This is a genomic window from Streptomyces sp. NBC_00647, from assembly GCF_045207245.1.
GTDB lineage: Bacteria > Actinomycetota > Actinomycetes > Streptomycetales > Streptomycetaceae > Streptomyces.
In genome coordinates, this window is sequence record NZ_CP109040.1 from 5,432,175 (window position 1) to 5,450,932 (window position 18,758).

Genomic DNA, 18,758 nt, shown 5'->3' on the forward strand with positions numbered 1-18,758 from the left:
GAAACCATCTTTGAACAGGTTCAAAACAAACGGTTTCGTGGAGGGGGACCAGGACGGCGGGACTCAGCCTTCCAGGAACGCCGTCAGCGCGTTGGCCAGCAGGAACGGGTCCTGAGCGCCGCAGAGTTCGCGGACGCTGTGCATGGAGAGGATGGCCACGCCGATGTCGACCGTCTTGATGCCGTGCCGGGCCGCCGTGATGGGGCCGATGGTGGTGCCGCAGGGCATGGAGTTGTTGGAGACGAAGTTCTGGAAGGGCACGCCGGCCCTTTCGCAGGCGGCGGCGAACACCGCGCGGCCCGAACCGTCGGTGGCGTAGCGGTTGTTGACGTTCACCTTGAGGATGGGGCCGCCGTTGGCACGCGGGTGGTGCGTCGGGTCGTGCCGCTCCGCGTAGTTGGGGTGCACGGCGTGGCCGGTGTCGGAGGACAGGCACACCGTGCCGGCGAAGGCGCGTGCCCGGTCCTCGTAGGAGCCGCCGCGGGCGAAGACAGAACGTTCCAGCACGCTGCCGAGCAGCGGTCCGTCGGCGCCGGTGTCGCTCTGCGAGCCGTTCTCCTCGTGGTCGAAGGCGGCGAGGACCGGGATGTACGAGAGTCCGGCGTCGGCCGACGCGACCGCGGCCAGCGCGGCCGTGGCGGCGTGCACGGACAGCAGGTTGTCCATCCGCGGCCCCGCGAGCAGTTCCTTGTCGCGGCCCAGGTAGGAGGGGTGCTCGATGGAGTGGGTCATCAGGTCCCAGCCGGTGACCTCGCCCGCGGACAGGCCCGACTCCTCCTCCAGGAAGGAGATCAGATCGCCCTCGCGGGGATCGCCGAGTCCCCAGATGGGCTGGAGGTGGCGCTGCTTGTCGAGCTTGAGTCCGTCGGCACTCACCGAGCGGTCCAGGTGGATGGCCAGCTGGGGCACGCGCAGCAGCGCGCGGTCGATGTTGACCAGGCGGGTCGAGCCGTCCCGCAGGGAGAGTCGCCCGGCCAGGCCCAGGTCCCGGTCGAGCCAGGAGTTCAGCAGCGGACCGCCGTAGATCTCCACGGCCACCTGCCGCCAGCCGTGCGCCCCGGTGTCCGGCAGCGGCTTGACCCGCAGGTTCGGGGAGTCGGTGTGCGCGCCCACGATCCGGAACGGCGTGTGCGGCTCGGCGCCCTCCGGCACGTACCAGGCGATGATCGCCCCTCCGCGCAGGACGTACTTCCCGCCGCTGGTCCCCTCCCATGCGTCGGTCTCGGCGACCTGACGGAATCCGGCCTTCTCCAGCCGCTCGGCGGCGGTCGCCACGGCGTGGTACGGCGTCGGGCTCGCCGCGAGGAAGGACATGAGGTCGTCGGTGTGGCCGCGGTCGAAGCGGGAGGGTGCACTCATGTGTTCACCTTAACGACGCACGAGGGCCCGCTCCCGGGGATGGGAGCGGGCCTTCGTAAGGGGGATGTGAAGGGCGGACACCTTGGGCACCTGACCGGATGGACAGGTTCCGGATCGGTGTCCGTCCGGCTTCGAAGGGACCGGCGGCCTCCTGGGAGGGGGCTTCCGGCGGCCCCTTGGAAGCCGGTTCCTAGAAGGCGGCCTCGTCCAGCTCCATCAGGTCCAGGTCGACGACCTCGGCGAGCTTGCGGGCGCCCGTGACACCCGGCAGCACGTTGGCGGCGAAGAACTTCGCGGCCGCGATCTTGCCGGTGTAGAACGCCTTGTCCCGGGCGGCGGCCGTCTCCAGCTTCTCGGCGGCGACGGCGGCACCGCGCAGCAGCAGGTAGCCGACGACCACGTCACCGGAGGCCATCAGGAGGCGGGTGGTGTTGAGGCCCACCTTGTAGATGTTCTTGACGTCCTGCTCGGTGGCCGCGAGGTCGGTCAGCATCAGGCCGACGATGGCCTCCAGCTCGACGGCCGCCTTCGCGAGCTGCTCACGGGCGGCGGACAGGTCCTCGCCGCCGGTGCCGAGCGCCAGGAACTTCTTGATGTCCTCGGCGAGGGAGTTCAGTGCCGCGCCCTGGTTGCGGACGATCTTCCGGAAGAAGAAGTCCTGGCCCTGGATCGCGGTGGTGCCCTCGTACAGGGTGTCGATCTTGGCGTCGCGGATGTACTGCTCGATCGGGTACTCCTGCAGGAAGCCGGAGCCGCCGAAGATCTGGAGCGACTGGGCGAGCTGCTCGTAGCCCTTCTCGGAGCCGTAGCCCTTCACGATCGGCAGGAGGAGGTCGTTCAGGGCCTCGAGGGCGGCGGTGTCCTCGCCGGCGGCCTCCTTGACCTGGATCTCGTCCTGGATCGCGGCGGTGTGCAGCACCAGGGCGCGCATGCCCTCGGCGTACGCCTTCTGCGTCATCAGGGAGCGGCGCACGTCCGGGTGGTGCGTGATGGTGACCTTGGGCGCGGTCTTGTCCATGAAGTTCGCCAGGTCAGGACCCTGGACGCGCTCCTTGGCGTACTCCAGCGCGTTCAGGTAGCCCGTCGACAGCGTGGAGATCGCCTTCGTGCCGACCATCATGCGGGCGAACTCGATGATGCGGAACATCTGGCGGATGCCGTCGTGCTTGTCGCCGATCAGCCAGCCCTTGGCGGGGTGGCGGTCGCCGAAGGTCATCTCGCACGTGTTGGAGGCCTTGAGGCCCATCTTGTGCTCGACGTTCGTCGCGTACGCGCCGTTGCGCGCGCCCAGCTCGCCGGTCTCGAAGTCGAACTCGTACTTCGGGACGAGGAAGAGGGACAGGCCCTTGGTGCCGGGGCCGGCGCCCTCGGGGCGGGCGAGGACGTAGTGGAGGATGTTCTCCTCCATGTCGTGCTCACCCGAGGTGATGAAGCGCTTCACGCCCTCGATGTGCCAGGAGCCGTCCTCCTGCTGGACCGCCCTGGTGCGGCCCGCGCCCACGTCGGAGCCGGCGTCCGGCTCGGTGAGCACCATGGTGGAGCCCCACTGCTTGTCCACGGCGATCTTCGCGATGTGCTTCTGGACCTCGGTGCCCTCCTCGAAGAGGATGCCCGCGAAGGCGGGGCCGGAGGAGTACATCCAGACGGCCGGGTTCGCGCCGAGGATCAGCTCCGCGTACGCCCAGATCAGGGAGCGGGGGGCGGTGGAGCCGCCGATCTCCTCGGGTACGCCGAGACGCCAGTACTCGGAGTCCATGAACGCCTTGTACGACTTCTTGAAGGAAGCCGGGACCGGCGCGGTGTTGGTCTCCGGGTCGAAGACCGGCGGGTTGCGGTCGGCGTCCACGAAGGACTCGGCCAGCTCGTTCTCCGAGAGGCGGGTCAGCTCTTCGAGGATGCTCTTGGCGGTGTCCGTGTCCATCTCCGCGAACGGGCCGGTGCCGTACAGCTTGTCGCGCCCGAGCACCTCGAAGAGGTTGAACTCGATGTCGCGGAGATTCGACTTGTAATGCCCCATGGCGACGGCTCCGTTAAGGGATCGGCGAGGCACTGACTCCTCGCACTTGGTTCACGTACCAACAAGTAGCTTCGATAATGCTACCCGCCAGTAATAAGAAGCAACCCCGAGTGGGCCATATGTGGCCCACTACTCTTTGACGCATGTACGGCTACGAGCAGAACGCAGGCGCCCAGCAGGGGTACGTCCCGCCGCAGCAGCAGATGCCCGGCCAGATGCCGGGCGGGCAGATGCCCGGCGGGTACGGCCAGCAGCCGCCCCTGTACCCCGAGCCGTCCCCGCCGTCCCTGCCGGACGCGGTCCGCGCGTTCACCACGGGGTCCATGGCCGCCGAGGACTTCCAGCAGGTCTTCGCCACGTCGAAGGTGTACTGCCCGCGCGGCGACAACCCCGGTTTTCTGGCGCTGCACAACACTCAGCAGCCTGTCATCCCGATGTTCACCTCGCTCAAGGAGCTGCGCCGGTACGCCGGCAAGGAGTCCAAGTACTTCGTGATCACCGGTGCCGAGGTGATCGACCTGCTGCCCACGGGCTACGGCTTCGTGATCGACATGGAGGGCGAGCACCGGATGGTCTTCGACGCGAAGGCCGTGGAGCAGATGGTGGACTTCGCGATGCGCCGTATGTACGGCTGACGGCCCGGCGCGGGCGCGGCCGATGCCCCGCCGTCCGCGCGGCCGAGGCGCCTCGGCCGCGCCTCACTGACGCGTGACGCCCGGAGGGAATGCCCTCCGGGCGTCCGTCGTTACGGGTAGCAGAAAGTTCAATCCTCAACTAAACTCGAAGCACAAGGAGGTACCGACATGCCCGCAGTGACTGTCGAGAACCCGCTGGCCCTGCCCCGTGTGGCCGCGCCGGCCGAGGCCGTGGAGCGTCCCGTGCTGGCCGTGACGACCGCGCCCAGTGGCTTCGAGGGCGAGGGTTTCCCGGTCCGCCGCGCGTTCGCCGGGATCAATTACAAGTACCTCGACCCGTTCATCATGATGGACCAGATGGGTGAGGTGGAGTACGCGCCGGGAGAGCCGAAGGGCACCCCCTGGCACCCCCACCGCGGCTTCGAGACCGTGACCTACATCATCGACGGCGTTTTCGACCACCAGGACTCCAACGGTGGCGGCGGCACGATCACCAACGGTGACACGCAGTGGATGACGGCGGGCTCGGGCCTGCTGCACATCGAGGCGCCGCCGGAGTCGCTCGTCATGTCCGGCGGCCTCTTCCACGGCCTCCAGCTGTGGGTGAACCTGCCGGCCAAGGACAAGATGATGGCTCCGCGGTACCAGGACATCCGCGGCGGCACGGTGCAGCTGCTCAGCACGCCGGACGGCGGCGCGCTCCTGCGTGTCATCGCCGGTGAGCTCGACGGTCACCAGGGCCCGGGCATCACGCACACGCCGATCACCATGGTCCACGCCACGCTGCGTCCGGGCGCCGAGATCACCCTGCCGTGGCGCGAGGACTTCAACGGACTCGCGTACGTCCTCGCCGGACGCGGAAGCGTGGGCGTGGACCGCCGCCCGGTCCACACCGGCCAGACCGCCGTCTTCGGCGCGGGTTCCTCGCTGACCGTCCGCGCGGACGAGAAGCAGGACTCCAACACGCCGGACCTGGAGGTCGTCCTTCTCGGAGGCCGGCCGATACGTGAGCCGATGGCCCACTACGGCCCCTTCGTGATGAACACCCGCGACGAGCTGCAGCAGGCCTTCGAGGACTTCCAGAAGGGCCGCCTGGGGACGATCCCGGCGGTGCACGGGATGTCGGAGGGCGGGCTGTAGGCCCTCCCCTTCCCGAGGTTCGGGGTGTCGTACGGATCACCCCCTACGTGCCATCGGCGCCTTCGCGAGGCCTTCTCCCCCGTTCGGCCTCAGCGGAGGCGCCGATCCGGCTGACGCATGGTCAGCTGGGAGGGTGCAGCTACTCCCCGAGGGTGCCCGGCGGTTGGCGGCCTGGTGTGCCGTGATCCTGCTGGCGGCCGGTGTGGGATGGGTGGGCGTCCTGCTCTGCGGGGAATTCCGCACCGCGGTGGTGCCCGTGCTGCTCGCGCTGCTGGGTACCGCCCTGCTGGGTCCGTTGTACCGGCGGCTGGTGAAGGCACGGGTCAACCGATCGCTGGCCGCCGCCCTCACCTGCGTCGCGGTGGCCGTCGTGGTCGGTGGCGCCGTCTACATCGTCGTCGCCGCGCTCATCCACACCGGCGCGGAGATCGTGGACTCTCTCCGGGTGGCCGCGAGGTCCGTCGCCGAGCACTTCGGCGCGGCCGGTACCTCGCTCGACGACCTCGCCGCCAACTCCAAGGATCTGCTGACCGAGTTCGGCAGCACGGCCGCGTCCAACGTCGTCAGCGGCGTCAGCATCGTGGGCCAGGCCATCGCCATGGCCTTCCTCGCCCTGTTGCTGGTCTTCTTCTTCCTGCGGGACTCGGACCGGGTCGCCGGGACACTGCGGTCGCTCGCGCCCCGGGGGACCGCCGACATCGTCGAGGCCATGGCCCGGCGCGCCTTCGAGGCCGTCGAGGGGTTCATGCGCGGGACGACGATCATCGCGCTCATCGACGCCCTCTGCATCACCGTCGGGCTACTGATCCTGCGGGTCCCGGGTGCGGTGGGACTCGGCGCGCTCGTCTTCGTCGGGGCGTACATCCCGTATCTCGGCGCGTTCATCTCCGGCACGGTGGCCGTGCTGGTCGCGCTCGCGGACCGGGGATTCGTCATCGCCCTGTGGGTGCTCGGGGTCGTGCTCGCGGTGCAGGTGCTGGAGGGATACGGCCTCCAGCCGATGATCCAGAGCCGGCAGGTGCAGATGCATCCGGCGGTGGTGCTGCTGGCGATCACGGCGGGCGCGTCCGTCGCGGGCGTCCTCGGCATGCTGCTCGCCGTGCCGCTGACGGCCGCCGCCTTCGGTGTGCTGCACGAACTCCGCGCACGCTACGAGCCGGGACCGGATGGCCCGGAAGGACCGGAGGCACCGGGGTTTCCCGGAGTACCCGGGGCGCCGGGGCCTTCCGAGGACTCCTAGGCCAAGTCCGCGGCCTCGCCGAAGGTGTCGAAGGCCTCCAGCACCGCGGATTCCCGTACGGTCCCGGGCTCCCCGGCCTCCATGTCCGAGGTCTCGGAGAATTCGAACCAGATGGTCTTGCCCTCGCCCCGCGGGTCCACTCCCCACGCGTCCGCCAGCAGTTCCACGAGCACCAGTCCGCGTCCGGACGACGCCAGCTCCCCGGGGTGGCGCCGGTGCGGCAGGTCGTCGCTGCCGTCGGTGACCTCCACCCGCATCCGCCGCTTGCCCGGCTCGCCCGTCACCTCGGCGACGAGCAGTGCGTCGGCGTCGGTGTGCACGAGGACGTTGGTGACCATCTCGGAGACGAGCAGGACCGCGGAGTCGAGCTGGTCGGCGGAGGCCCAGTCGTGCAGGAGCTCCCGCAGCTGCTGACGGGCCTCCGAGATCTGCTCGGGCTCGGCCTGCGCCACGGTCAGCATCGTGCGGCGCACCGCCGGCCGGACGGTCGGGGCCGTGTCGTCGTAGCCGCTAGTCCCGCCCAGCCGGGACAGCAGCAGCACCGCTATGTCGTCCTCGCGCCGGTCGGCCAGCGGACCGGTGGTGTGGTGGGAGGAGGGGCCGTGCACGGCCTGCACGAGCTCGTCGGCGAGGGTCTCCAGGTCGCCGTCGTGGGACTCGAGCGTCCGGCGGATACGGCGCCAGCCGGTGTCGAGGTCGTGGCCGCCGGTCTCGATGAGTCCGTCGGTGCAGACCAGCATCGTCTCGCCCGGCTCCAGGACGAGTCGGGTGGTGGGGTAGTCGGCGTCCGGGTCGATGCCGAGCGGCAGCCCGCCCGCCGTGGGCCGCATCAGCACCGTGCCGTCCGCCATGCGAATCGCGGGGTCGGGATGCCCGGCGCGGGCGATGTCGAGCGTTCCGGTCGCCGGGTCGACCTCGACGTACAGACAGGTCGCGAAGCGCACATCGCCGGGGTCCGCCGGATCCTCGCCCTCGTCGGCGCCGCCGCTCGATCCGTAGGTCACCGAGTCCGTGACCCCGTACAGGAAGCGCGAGGCCCGGGACAGCACCGCGTCGGGGCGGTGGCCCTCGGCGGCGTACGCGCGCAGGGCTATCCGGAGCTGGCCCATCAGGCCCGCGGCACGGACGTCGTGGCCCTGCACATCGCCGATGACCAGGGCATAGCGGCCGGCCGGCAGCGGGATCATGTCGTACCAGTCGCCGCCGACCTGGAGACCGCCGCCGGTCGGGACGTAGCGTGCGGCGACGCTCATGCCCGGCATCTGTGGCCCGAGCGTCGGCATCATCGAGCGCTGGAGGCCGTCGGTCAGCTCCCGCTCGGTCTCGGCTGCTCCGGCGCGCGAGAGGGCCTGCGCGAGCATGCGGGCGACGGTCGTGAGGACCGAGCGCTCGTCGGGCGTGAAGGTGACGGGATACGTGAAGGCCGCCATCCACGCGCCCATGGTGCTGCCGGCGACGGTGAGCGGCAGGAACGCCCAGGACTGCCGCCCGAAGTGCCGCGCGAGCGGCCAGGAGGCCGGGTAGCGCTCCTTGTACTCCTCGGGGGACGAGAGATAGACCGCGCGGCCCGTACGGACGACCTCGGCGGCCGGATAGTCGGTGGCCAGCGACATGTGCGTGAAGGGTCCCTCGTCGCCCGGCTGGTGCCCGTGATGGCCGATGATCGTCAGCCGGTCGCCCTCCGCGCCGAAGACGGCGAGCCCGTCCGGTGAGAAGCCGGGCATCGACAGCCCCGCCGCCACCCGCAATACCTCCGCCGTGGACCGCGCCTCGGCCAGCGCCCGCCCCGCGTCCAGCAGGAACGCCTCCCGCGAGCGGCGCCAGTCCCCGGTCACGGGGGTGCGCGCGGCGGCGTCAGGAGGCTGCTCGCTGACCTCCTGAAGGGTGCCGATCAGCTCGTAGTGGCCGGTCTCGGGGTCGATGATCGGCTTGGAGCGGCTGCGGACCGTGCGGAGCACCCGGCCGTGCCCGTCCATGATCCGCATCCGGGCCTCGGCGAGCGTGCCCTCGGCGACCGCGAGCTGCACCACTCCGTCCATCTCGTTCCAGTCGACGGGGTGGAAGTGGGAGCGTGCTCCCGCCTCGGAGAGCGTCGTCCGCTCCGCGGGCATGCCGATGAGCCGTGCGGCTTCCGCGTCGAAGGTGACGAGGCCCGCGGCGTTGTCCCAGCGCCACACACCGGTCGCGAGAGTGGCCAGGACGTCCCCCACGGCGGGCAGGGGCTCACCAGTGCGCATGGGCCCACTGTACGAACGAGTGATCGGTGCCTGCCACCGATGCCGTCCAGGGCGCCGAGCCGTGGCGGAGCGGTTAATGATGGGGAGGTGGTCCTGGGCTGCCCGGTACCCTGGGGGTGTTTCACGTGAAACACGCCCTCAATCCGCGAAGACTGGATGAAACGACGATGCATCGGTACAGGTCCCACACCTGCGGCGAGCTCCGCGCCTCTGACGTCGGCAGCGACGTCCGGCTGAGCGGCTGGCTGCACAATCGCCGAGACCTGGGTGGCATCCTCTTCATCGATCTGCGCGACCACTACGGCATCACGCAGCTCGTCGCCCGCCCCGGCACCCCCGCCTACGAGGCCCTGGACAAGGTCTCCAAGGAATCGACCGTCCGCGTCGACGGCAAGGTCGTCTCGCGCGGTACCGAGAACGTGAACGCGGAGCTGCCGACCGGCGAGGTCGAGGTCGAGGTCGGCGAGGTCGAGCTGCTCGGCGCCGCCCAGCCGCTGCCCTTCACGATCAACGCCGAGGACGGGGTCAACGAGGAGCGGCGCCTGGAGTACCGCTTCCTCGACCTGCGCCGCGAGCGCATGCACCGCAACATCCTGCTGCGTACGGCCGTGATCTCCGCGATCCGTCACAAGATGACGGCGCTGGGCTTCAACGAGATGGCGACCCCGATCCTCAGCGCCACCTCCCCCGAGGGCGCGCGCGACTTCGTGGTCCCCTCCCGGCTGAACCCCGGCAAGTTCTACGCGCTTCCGCAGGCTCCGCAGCAGTTCAAGCAGCTGCTGATGATCTCCGGCTTCGACCGTTACTTCCAGATCGCGCCCTGCTTCCGCGACGAGGACGCCCGCGCGGACCGTTCGCCGGGCGAGTTCTACCAGCTCGACGTCGAGATGTCCTTCGTCGAGCAGGAGGACGTGTTCCAGCCCATCGAGAAGCTCATGACGGAGCTGTTCGAGGAGTTCGGCGGTGACCGTCACGTCACCTCCCCCTTCCCGCGCATCCCGTTCCGCGAGTCGATGCTGAAGTACGGCTCCGACAAGCCGGACCTGCGGGCCCAGCTGGAGCTCACCGACATCACCGACATCTTCGAGGGCTCCGAGTTCAAGGCCTTCGCGGGCAAGCACGTACGCGCCCTCGCGGTGCCGGACGTCGCCGGCCAGACGCGGAAGTTCTTCGACGGCCTCGGTGACTACGCGGTCGAGCAGGGCGCGAAGGGCCTGGCCTGGGTGCGGGTGGGTGAGGACGGCTCGCTGACGGGCCCGATCGCCAAGTTCCTCACCGAGGACAACGTCGCCGAGCTGACCAAGCGCCTCTCCCTGGCCGCCGGTCACGCCGTGTTCTTCGGCGCGGGCGAGTTCGACGAGGTCTCGAAGATCATGGGTGCGGTGCGGGTCGAGGCCGCGAAGCGCTCGGGCAACTTCGAGGAGAACGTCTTCCGCTTCTGCTGGATCGTCGACTTCCCGATGTACGAGAAGGACGAGGACACCGGCAAGATCGACTTCTCGCACAACCCCTTCTCGATGCCGCAGGGCGGTCTGGAGGCCCTGGAGACCCAGGACCCGCTGGACATCCTCGGCTGGCAGTACGACATCGTCTGCAACGGCGTCGAGCTGTCCTCCGGCGCGATCCGGAACCACGAGCCCGAGATCATGCTCAAGGCCTTCGAGATCGCGGGCTACGACCGCGAGACCGTCGAGGAGCAGTTCGCCGGCATGCTGCGCGCCTTCCGCTTCGGCGCCCCGCCGCACGGCGGTATCGCCCCGGGCGTCGACCGCATCGTCATGCTGCTCGCGGACGAGCCGAACATCCGCGAGACGATCGCGTTCCCGCTCAACGGCAACGCGCAGGACCTGATGATGGGCGCGCCCACGGAGCTGGACGAGACCCGGCTGCGCGAGCTGCACCTCTCGGTGCGCAAGCCGCAGCCGAAGTAGGCCTCGCACGCCGAAGCGGGCCTCGCCCACTGAAGTGGCTCGGAACCGATGACGGTTCCGGGCCACTTTCGCGTGCGCTGCGAAACCACAGTCCGCACCCACGTTGCTGACAGGTCGGCTCCCTATCGTCCGGCGCATGACTGAGACTCAAGGACCCGCGCACAAACGGAACATGACCCGGCGCAAGGTCGTCATCGCAGGTGGAGCGGCCGTGGCGGCCGTGGGCGTGGGCGGCGGTATCGCCATGACCGCGTCCGCGGACGAGGTCACGACCGGCAGCGCGGCGGCCGCGTCGGGCGCGGAGACCTGCTACACGCTGACCTCGGAGACCACCGAGGGCCCCTACTACATCGACGCGGACAAACTCCGTCAGGACATCACCGAGGACCAGGAGGGCATCCCCCTGACCCTCAAGCTCAAGGTGATCGACGCGGAGACCTGCAAGCCGGTCAGGAACGCCGCGGTGGACATCTGGCACTGCACGGCGCTGGGCGTGTACTCCGGCTACGAGGCGATGAGCAACGGCGGTGGCGGCGGCGCTCCGTCGGGCGGGCCCACGGACGCCCCGTCCGGCACCCCCTCGGGCACGCCGACCGGCGAACCCCCGTCCGGCGGGCCCTCCGGAGGCACCGGTGGCGGCCACTCCGAGCCCACCGACGACGAGCGGTATCTGCGCGGCACCTGGAAGACCGACAAGCACGGCTACGTCACCTTCAGGACGGTGTTCCCCGGCTGGTACCAGGGCCGCTGTGTCCACATCCACGTGAAGGTCCATGTGGACGGCACGTGGACCGACGCGGGCTACGAAGGCGGCCACACCTGCCACACCGGCCAGCTCTTCTTCGACGAGAAGGCGGTGCTGGCGTCGGCTGAGGTCTCCCCGTACTCCACGAACACCACCACCCGCACGACGCTGGACGAGGACACGATCTACCCGGACAACGGTCACGAGGGCGGGCTCCTGTACCTCTCGTACAGCAAGAAGCACATCGCCAAGGGCGTCCACGCCCACCTGACGATGGGCGTCGCCCCGGACGAGACCCACGACAGCACGGACACCCAGCCGAACGCGTCCGCCTCGGCGTCGTAGCCCGCGCGAGCTGATGGGCTCCGCTCCGGGGTGCCTGCGGGAAGGTTCACGCCGCCGTGGTCAGTTCGCACCAGATGAACTTGCCCGCACCCCCGGGGCTTCGGGCTCCGCCGAGCCGGTACCAGCCCCAGTCGTCCGCGCATCCCTGTACGAGGTTGAGGCCGCGTCCTGATTCGCCGTGCGCCTCTGGTGGAGCGGGGGCCGGCGGGGTGGGGTCCGCGTCCCACACGCCGATGCGGAGCACCCCGCGGGCCCAGCGGAGACGTATGGCCGCGGGGCCCTTGGTGTGCTGCACGGCGTTGGTGACCAGCTCGGTCGCGACGAGTTCGGCCACTTCCGCGAGATGCGGCAGGCCGTGCAGGGTGAGGATCAGGCGGAGGGCGTCTGGATGCCTCGGCTCAACTCCTCGCCATACGAACACTCTTCCGTAAGGTGGAGTCAGCCTCCCTGGAGCCCGCCAAGTCGCGGGACTTCATGCACCGACTGGCGAAGGAGATCTGAGCCGTGACGCAGTGGCAGAAGTCCTCGTTCTCCGGACCCGGTGACGGCAACGAGTGCGTGGAGCTCGCCCGCGTCGAGGACACAGTGCTGCTCCGTGAGAGCGATGATCCGGGACGAATAGTCGCCGTCACCCGGCAGGGGCTGGCCGCACTGCTGTGCCGGCTCCGTGTGAGCCGTGCCGGGTGATCGTCCACTGATGTGGATGCATCGAGCACCGCTCAGGTGTCGTACGTGCCGTCCCACGGCTGGGCGAAGCCGAGGCGGTCCGGGTACAGCTCGGCCCAGGCCTCGCCCTCGTCGACGCCGGTCAGCAGGCCGAACAGCACGCCGTCGACGGTGAGCTGGAACGGCCGGATCGCGATGTCCGTGTACGAGCGCCGGGGCAGGCTGCGCAGAAGCTTCGCCAGGTGGATGCGGGCACGCGAGAGCACCGAGTTGTCGCCGTACGGGTCTCGTTGCTGTTCGGCCCAGGTGCCGGCGCACCAGACCTCCGAGTCGCGGTAGCGGCCCTCGGAGTCGAAGGTGTGGAGCACTGTGTACAGACGTTTGTGCTCTTCCCAGCCGTCGTCGGGACGGAACCCTTCGGGGAAGGCGTACGTGATCGACGCCAGGAACTGACCGTCCGCGTACCGGCCGATCGTCTCGGTGCGGTGCTTCGGTTCGTAGGCGATCGGAATGACCTCGGGGACTGCCATGGCGGAAACCATACGGGTGATCGAGGGCCTTGTGGAGCCGGGGTCCACTCCGGATCTACGGGACCGGACAGAGGGGGGTTTTCCCGGCTCGTTGTCCCCTCGTCGCCGGGTCGTCGCCGGGTCGTCGCCGGGTCGCCACAGGGTCCTCACCAGGCCTCCAGTCGGTCTCCGGTGCCGCGTCGGCGGCCTCGGCGGGCGCGGCCCGGGTACGCGGAAGAGGGGCCCGGGACGTGTGGTCCCGTGCCCCTCCTCAGGTGGTGCGCTTCAGGTGCGGAACCTCAGGAGAGTGACCGGTATCCGCTCCAGCCGGTCGCGATCTTCGTGCGCGAACCGAACGATCCCTTGCCGTCCCCGTTGTTGCGGTAGAGGTTGCCGCTGCTGTCGCGGCAGACCAGGTCCACCCTGCCGTCGTCGGTGATGTCACCGACGCCGACGACGGCGTTGTAGGAGCCGCCCCAGTCGCCGAACACCTTCACGCGGGCGGCGAAGGTTCCGTCCCCCTTGCCGTTGTAGCGGTAGAGGGTGTTGGAGGTGTCCTGGGCGAGCAGGTCGCCGATGCCGTCGCCGTTGAGGTCACCGGCTCCGACGATCTTCTTGTAGCTCTTCCAGCTGTCGTAGAGCTTCACGCGGGCGGACAGGGTTCCCGTGCTCGTCCCCTTGTAGAGGTAGACGGTCCCGGTGGACGCGACGCGCGCGATCAGATCGGGCCGGCCGTCACCGCTCACGTCACCGGGCGAGGTCAGGACGTCGTACTGCGTCCAGCCGCTGCTCGCGAGCGTGGTGTACGACGTCTTCGGGGTGACCGCGGCGCCGCAGTGCGGCTTGTACGCCCGCAGGGCGCCGCTGCTCAGCCGGACGAGGACGTCGTTGCAGCGGTCCCCGTTGAGATCGCCGAACGGCACGGCCTTGATGCTGGTGGCCCAGCCGGAACCGCTGATCTTCTCGCCGAACGTGCCGCTGCCGGTGCCCGACTGGAAGGTCAGGCCGCCGGACGAGTTCAGGGTGAGGAGGTCGCCGCGGCCGTCCGGTCCTTCCGCGCTGGAGAAGTCGTGCCGCACCGGCGCGCCTCCCTCCAGGAAGCCCTTGCCGGTCGCGACGGTGACCGCCGAGCCGGTGCCGGTGCCCGTGGCCTTGAGGGTCCAGGTGTACTGCCCGTTCGGGAAGCGGGCGTTGTCGACCGTCGTGCCGTACCAGTCTGTGGCCGCCCAGACGGTGGACGCGCCCCCGGTGACCGTGCGGGTCGCCTTGCCCCGCGCGCCGCTCTGGACGGAGGTGAAGGTCACCGACCAGGAGGTGACCGGTCGGGACAGCAGCCAGGAGCCGTGGAAGGGCGCGCTGGAGCCGACGTAGACGTAGTCCGATGTCTCGGTCTTGAGCGACGTGACGGCCGACGGCGTGACACCGGTCCTGGCGATGTGCGTCCGCTCGTACAGATCGGTCCAGGCCACCAGGCCGGTGTACTCGTCGACGGTCCACTTGAAGCGGCGGTCCATGGCGAGGCCGGTGTCGGCGACATCGGTCGCGAGCACACGGCTGGCGCCGGTCGCCGCGTCCGTCAGCACCAGGGTGCCCGCGGCACGGTCGTGGCGGACGGTGAAGCCGTCGCCGAGCAGCACGTCGCCGCCGTTCACCGTGCGGGAGGTGGCGGCCTTGGAGTCGTACACACCGGCCGAGCCGTCGCCGCACGCCCAGTACACCCAGCGGCCCGCCGCCTGGAGTTCGCCCGGCACGCAGGACATGCCCGGAACGGTCACCGTCGCGAGGGTCTTGTCCTCGGTCAGGCTGTACGAGGTGAGCTTGCCGGTCGTCGAGGCGCTCCAGAGGGTCGAGCCGTTCAGCGCGGCGGCGCGCACCGACCGCTTCAGCTTCTGTCCCTGGCCGAACTCGCCGAGGTACTGCTCCGGGGAAGCGCCCCCGGAGTCGTAGACCGCGTAGTTGTCCGAGACGTCGACGATGTGGCCGCCCGTGGTGCCGAACTCCAGGGTCCAGTCCGAGGAGCCGTCCAGCATGGCGACCAGCCGGTCCTTACCGGTCAGACCGGTGTCGGTGGTGCCGAGGAAGGCGTCACGCGGGCTGTTGCCGAGGTTGCCCCAGAGCGTCGAGCAGGCCACGCCCGTGTACGCGCAGCGCGTGAGCACCTTGTCCCCGGCCTCCGGCGCGGAGGCGCTGAGCTGCCCGCCGACCACGGCGAGCGTGCGCAGCGAGGTGGTGTCCATGGTGCCGCTCGGGTCGTCCTCGGCGAGGCGCAGGCTGCCCCGGCTGAGTGCCAGGCCGGTCTTCGCGTTCTCCGTCGCCGGGATCTGGGCGAGCTGCTCCAGGCCGGGCGTGCCGTCGGCGGCCACGGTGAAGCGCCGCACCCACCAGTCGCTCGCGCCGGTGCCGCCGGTGACGAGGGCGGTGTTGCCGGACGGGCGAACGGTGTACGCCCCCGCCTTGGCCGCCAGGGTCTGTGAGGAGCCGTCCTTCAGGGAGACGGCCCGCAGTTCGCTGGTACCGGTGCCGGTGTGCAGCGGGAGCAGCAGCCAGTCGCCGGAGAGCACCGGGGCGCCGTCGAGCTGGGCACCGGGCGAGGGCAGGTCGATCACCTGCTCGTCGGCGGCCGGGTCAGTGCGCGGTTTGACACGCAGGTTGCCGCCGACCGGGTCGTACCAGCCGATCCGGTCGTCACTGAGGACGGTGTACGGCCGCGCGTCCATGCCGGAGAAGGCCCTGGTGGTGGTGGCCGTGGCCAGGTCGAGGTAGTACAGGTGGCTGTCGACCTTGAACAGCACGCCGTGCGCGTCGGCGGCGGTGATGGAGCCCGAGGTGATCCGGGTGCCGGCCGGTGTGATGGCGCGGGAGCGCCAGGCGCCGTCGACGAGGTCGTGCACCGACCACTCGGTGAGGACCGTCCGTCCGGCGAGCCCCCGGTAGCCCTCGTCCGAGGTGAACGACGTCGTCGTCCGGGTCGCCGGGTCCCACAGGGCTACGGAGCCGGACGACGGCAGCGCGACCAGGTCGGCGTCGCTGCCGTACCAGGCGGTGGGGCAGGTCGACGAGCCGAGGGTCGCGCAGACGCCCGTGGGCGCGTACACCCCGTCGGCGGTCCGGACGACCGTGCTCGTGCCGGCGGCGTAGTCCGTCCACAGCAGCCCGGTGATCCCGGTCTGCCGGTGCAGGAAGCCGCTCGCGCCGGCCACCAGCGGGCGGTCGGCACGCGGTTGCGTGCCGGCGGGGTCGGTCAGGGTGATCTCGGAGGTGGTCCCGGCCGGTGCGGCCGGGTCCGCCGAGGCGCCGCTCTGCGGCAGAACGGCGATGGTGGCGGCCGCCACGGCGACCGCTATGGAGGAGACGGCCGCGGCAAGGCCGCGCCGTCTCGGGGCGTGTCTGCCCACGTGAACTGTCCCTCCCCGCGAGGGCCCCCGCCCTCGCACAAGTGCGCGGATGCTAACAGGGGTCGGCAGGGGGTCTCGCGGGGAGGGTGCCGTATCGCCGCAGGTGAGCCGGGTCGAGCCCGCCCGCGGCGTGCGGTGCTACTTCGCCACGTACTGGGTGAGGATCGCCTGGACCTCGTAGATGTCGACGCCCTTGGTGAAGGTCTTCTGGATCGGGACGGAGGCGCCCGAGATCCAGATCTTCAGCTCGGCGTCGAGGTCGAAGGTGCCGGCCGTCTCCACCGCGAAGTGGGTGATGCTGCGGTAGGGGATGGAGTGGTACTCCACCTTCTTGCCGGTGATGCCCTGCTTGTCGACCAGGATCAGGCGGCGGTCGGTGAACAGGATGGTGTCGCGTATCAGTTGGTACGCGGCGTGGACCTGCTCGTTCTGGCCCATCAGGCGGGCGAAGTCCTGCTGCGCCGAGGCCGGGTCGACGGTGTGCGCGTTTCCGAAGAGCGCCATGGATGTACCCCCCACTCAGTGGACTCGCTGGTCCACTCGTATCCCAGGAAGCCAACGGCTTCACATGATCTTCGCAATGTATACCGCCCGAAAGGGGGTGCACAGAGGTCGAGGGGAGATCCACAGGGAGCCGCTCCCGGCCCCGTTCCGTGCACGGCTTCCGGAGCTCTCGTGGCGCTGTTTCCGGAACCTCCGGCGGCCAGGTTCCCGGCACGCGGAAGAGCCCGGAAACGGTTCGTTCCCGGGCTCCTGTCGAGCGGTGGACGTTACTCCGGCGAGCCGCCGAAGCGCTCCTTGTACGACTCCAGGTCCTCGTCCGTGATCTTGGCGAAGAGGACCGGCGGAACGGTGAAGGGGGTGCCGGAGGGAAGGAAGGCCAGGGCACGGGCCTCGTCCGGCGTCACCCAGGTCGCCGTGTCGTCCGCCAGGGCGAACGCCGAGCGCATCGCGCGGGCGGACGCCGGGATGAAGGGTTCCGAGACCACCGAGTACAGGTGGATCAGGTTCATCGCCGTACGGAGCGTCAGCGCCGCGCCCTCGGGGCTGGTCTTGATCTCCAGCCAGGGAGCCTTCTCCTCCAGGTAGGAGTTGCCCGCCGACCACAGGGCGCGCAGCGCGGCAGCCGCCTTGCGGAACTGGAGCGCCTCCATCTGGGTCTCGTACTCCGCGAGCAGGCCCGCGATCTCCTCGCCCAGCTTCGCCTCGGCCTCGCCGGCCTCCGAGCCCGCCGGGACCTCCTCGCCGAAGCGCTTCTTGGAGAACGACAGGACGCGGTTGACGAAGTTGCCGAGGGTGTCGGCCAGGTCCTTGTTGACCGTGGCCGTGAAGTGCTCCCAGGTGAACGACGAGTCGTCCGACTCGGGGGCGTTGGCGATGAGGAAGTAGCGCCAGTAGTCGGCGGGCAGGATGTCCAGGGCGTGGTCCGTGAAGACGCCGCGCTTCTGGGACGTGGAGAACTTCCCGCCGTAGTACGTCAGCCAGTTGAAGGCCTTGACGTAGTCGACCTTCTTCCACGGCTCGCGTACGCCCAGCTCGGTGGCCGGGAACATCACGGTGTGGAAGGGCACGTTGTCCTTCGCCATGAACTGCGTGTAGCGGACGGGGTTCTCGCCGGAGTCCGCGTCGTACCACCAGGACTTCCAGTCGCGGTTCTCCTGGTCCTGGTCGGACCACTCCTTCGTCGCGCCGATGTACTCGATCGGGGCGTCGAACCAGACGTAGAAGACCTTGCCCTCGGCCGCCAGCTCCGGCCAGGTGTCGGACGGGACCGGGACGCCCCAGTCCAGGTCACGGGTGATCGCACGGTCGTGCAGGCCCTCGGTCAGCCACTTGCGGGCGATGGAGGAGGCGAGCTGCGGCCACTCGGACTCGTGGCGGGCCACCCACTCCTCGACCTCGTGCTGGAGCTTCGACTGGAGAAGGAAGAGGTGCTTCGTCTCGCGGACCTCCAGGTCCGTCGAGCCGGAGATCGCCGAACGCGGGTTGATCAGGTCCGTGGGGTCGAGCACACGCGTGCAGTTCTCGCACTGGTCGCCGCGGGCCTTGTCGTAACCGCAGTGCGGGCACGTGCCCTCGACATAGCGGTCCGGCAGGAAACGGCCGTCGGTGGGCGAGTACACCTGGCGGATCGCGCGCTCCTCGATGAAGCCGTTCTCGTTCAGGCGGCGCGCGAAGTGCTGGGTGATCTCACGGTTCTCCGGGCTGGAGCTGCGGCCGAAGTAGTCGAAGGCCAGCTCGAAGCCGTCGTACACGGCCTTCTGCGCGTCGTGCGCCTGCGCGCAGAACTCGTCGACCGGCAGGCCGCGCTCCTTGGCCGCCAGCTCGGCGGGGGTGCCGTGCTCGTCCGTCGCGCAGATGTACAGGACGTCGTGGCCGCGCTGGCGGAGGTACCGGGAGTACACGTCCGCCGGGAGCATGGACCCCACCATGTTGCCCAGGTGCTTGATCCCGTTGATGTACGGAAGGGCGCTGGTGATGAGGTGTCGAGCCATCGCGGGCTGCTCCCAAGTCGCTACGTGGGGCGACGATCGCGTCG

General features: G+C 69.8%; 14 protein-coding genes. 6 read left to right on the plus strand and 8 right to left on the minus strand.

Annotated features, from left to right (window positions below; translation table 11 throughout):
* Positions 1–63: 63 nt before the first annotated feature.
* A complete protein-coding gene (locus tag OG788_RS23875) occupies positions 64–1,359 on the minus strand; it encodes a M18 family aminopeptidase (protein WP_406373307.1) in 1,296 nt (431 codons plus the stop codon).
* 190 nt (positions 1,360–1,549) lie between these two features.
* On the minus strand, positions 1,550–3,376 hold the full coding sequence (locus OG788_RS23880) for an acyl-CoA dehydrogenase (RefSeq protein WP_406373308.1): 1,827 nt from the start codon (positions 3,374–3,376) through the stop codon (positions 1,550–1,552).
* Positions 3,377–3,519: 143 nt separating this feature from the next.
* On the opposite strand from OG788_RS23880, the gene OG788_RS23885 reads away from it, so the two are divergent.
* From OG788_RS23885 to OG788_RS23895, 3 genes are all read left to right on the plus strand, one after another.
* On the plus strand, positions 3,520–4,011 hold the full coding sequence (locus tag OG788_RS23885) for an SseB family protein (protein ID WP_266760725.1): 492 nt from the start codon (positions 3,520–3,522) through the stop codon (positions 4,009–4,011).
* Between the two features lie 168 nt (positions 4,012–4,179).
* Positions 4,180–5,151 carry a pirin family protein gene (locus tag OG788_RS23890; RefSeq protein ID WP_406373309.1) on the plus strand — a complete coding sequence of 324 codons (972 nt, stop codon included), beginning with the start codon at positions 4,180–4,182 and terminating at the stop codon, positions 5,149–5,151.
* Between the two features lie 133 nt (positions 5,152–5,284).
* Positions 5,285–6,391 carry an AI-2E family transporter gene (locus OG788_RS23895; protein WP_406373310.1) on the plus strand — a complete coding sequence of 369 codons (1,107 nt, stop codon included), beginning with the start codon at positions 5,285–5,287 and terminating at the stop codon, positions 6,389–6,391.
* Here the strand turns inward: OG788_RS23895 and OG788_RS23900 are convergent.
* Entirely contained in the window at positions 6,388–8,628 is a 2,241-nt protein-coding gene (locus OG788_RS23900; RefSeq protein ID WP_406373311.1) for a SpoIIE family protein phosphatase, read from the minus strand. The two genes, OG788_RS23895 and OG788_RS23900, sit on opposite strands and share 4 nt — an antisense overlap.
* A gap of 167 nt (positions 8,629–8,795) precedes the next feature.
* On the opposite strand from OG788_RS23900, the gene aspS reads away from it, so the two are divergent.
* Both aspS and OG788_RS23910 read left to right on the plus strand, forming a co-directional pair.
* On the plus strand, positions 8,796–10,559 hold the full coding sequence (gene aspS, locus OG788_RS23905) for an aspartate--tRNA ligase (RefSeq protein WP_406373312.1): 1,764 nt from the start codon (positions 8,796–8,798) through the stop codon (positions 10,557–10,559).
* 136 nt (positions 10,560–10,695) lie between these two features.
* Positions 10,696–11,649 (plus strand): intradiol ring-cleavage dioxygenase, encoded by a 954-nt coding sequence (locus OG788_RS23910; protein ID WP_356747180.1) that lies wholly within the window; start codon positions 10,696–10,698, stop codon positions 11,647–11,649.
* Positions 11,650–11,695: 46 nt separating this feature from the next.
* Here the strand turns inward: OG788_RS23910 and OG788_RS23915 are convergent, their stop codons facing one another.
* Positions 11,696–12,070, minus strand: coding sequence for an ATP-binding protein (locus OG788_RS23915; RefSeq protein ID WP_406373313.1), 375 nt, complete (start codon positions 12,068–12,070; stop codon positions 11,696–11,698).
* Positions 12,071–12,153: 83 nt separating this feature from the next.
* Between OG788_RS23915 and OG788_RS23920 the strand changes: the two genes are divergently transcribed.
* Positions 12,154–12,336, plus strand: a complete 183-nt coding sequence (locus OG788_RS23920) for a DUF397 domain-containing protein (protein ID WP_406373314.1) — start codon at positions 12,154–12,156, stop codon at positions 12,334–12,336.
* A gap of 32 nt (positions 12,337–12,368) precedes the next feature.
* Here the strand turns inward: OG788_RS23920 and OG788_RS23925 are convergent, their stop codons facing one another.
* The 4 genes from OG788_RS23925 to metG form a co-directional block, all read right to left on the minus strand.
* A complete protein-coding gene (locus tag OG788_RS23925) occupies positions 12,369–12,845 on the minus strand; it encodes a hypothetical protein (RefSeq protein WP_406373315.1) in 477 nt (158 codons plus the stop codon).
* A gap of 278 nt (positions 12,846–13,123) precedes the next feature.
* A complete protein-coding gene (locus OG788_RS23930) occupies positions 13,124–16,219 on the minus strand; it encodes an FG-GAP repeat domain-containing protein (RefSeq protein ID WP_406373316.1) in 3,096 nt (1,031 codons plus the stop codon).
* Positions 16,220–16,357: 138 nt separating this feature from the next.
* On the minus strand, positions 16,358–16,723 hold the full coding sequence (locus OG788_RS23935; protein WP_351552530.1) for a PH domain-containing protein: 366 nt from the start codon (positions 16,721–16,723) through the stop codon (positions 16,358–16,360).
* Between the two features lie 266 nt (positions 16,724–16,989).
* The gene (gene metG / locus OG788_RS23940) at positions 16,990–18,714 is read right to left on the minus strand and encodes a methionine--tRNA ligase (RefSeq protein ID WP_356747192.1); all 1,725 of its coding nucleotides are present in this window, start codon (positions 18,712–18,714) and stop codon (positions 16,990–16,992) included.
* Positions 18,715–18,758: the final 44 nt, after the last annotated feature.

Bases quoted from the DNA above. Each gene is read 5' to 3' on its own strand.
- OG788_RS23900 (WP_406373311.1), bottom strand. From the start codon at position 8,628: ATGCGCACTGGTGAGCCCCTGCCCGCCGTGGGGGACGTCCTGGCCACT.
- OG788_RS23925 (WP_406373315.1), bottom strand. From the start codon at position 12,845: ATGGCAGTCCCCGAGGTCATTCCGATCGCCTACGAACCGAAGCACCGC.
- OG788_RS23880 (WP_406373308.1), bottom strand. From the start codon at position 3,376: ATGGGGCATTACAAGTCGAATCTCCGCGACATCGAGTTCAACCTCTTC.
- OG788_RS23875 (WP_406373307.1), bottom strand. From the start codon at position 1,359: ATGAGTGCACCCTCCCGCTTCGACCGCGGCCACACCGACGACCTCATG.
- OG788_RS23935 (WP_351552530.1), bottom strand. From the start codon at position 16,723: ATGGCGCTCTTCGGAAACGCGCACACCGTCGACCCGGCCTCGGCGCAG.
- aspS (WP_406373312.1), top strand. From the start codon at position 8,796: ATGCATCGGTACAGGTCCCACACCTGCGGCGAGCTCCGCGCCTCTGAC.
- OG788_RS23890 (WP_406373309.1), top strand. From the start codon at position 4,180: ATGCCCGCAGTGACTGTCGAGAACCCGCTGGCCCTGCCCCGTGTGGCC.
- OG788_RS23910 (WP_356747180.1), top strand. From the start codon at position 10,696: ATGACTGAGACTCAAGGACCCGCGCACAAACGGAACATGACCCGGCGC.
- metG (WP_356747192.1), bottom strand. From the start codon at position 18,714: ATGGCTCGACACCTCATCACCAGCGCCCTTCCGTACATCAACGGGATC.
- OG788_RS23885 (WP_266760725.1), top strand. From the start codon at position 3,520: ATGTACGGCTACGAGCAGAACGCAGGCGCCCAGCAGGGGTACGTCCCG.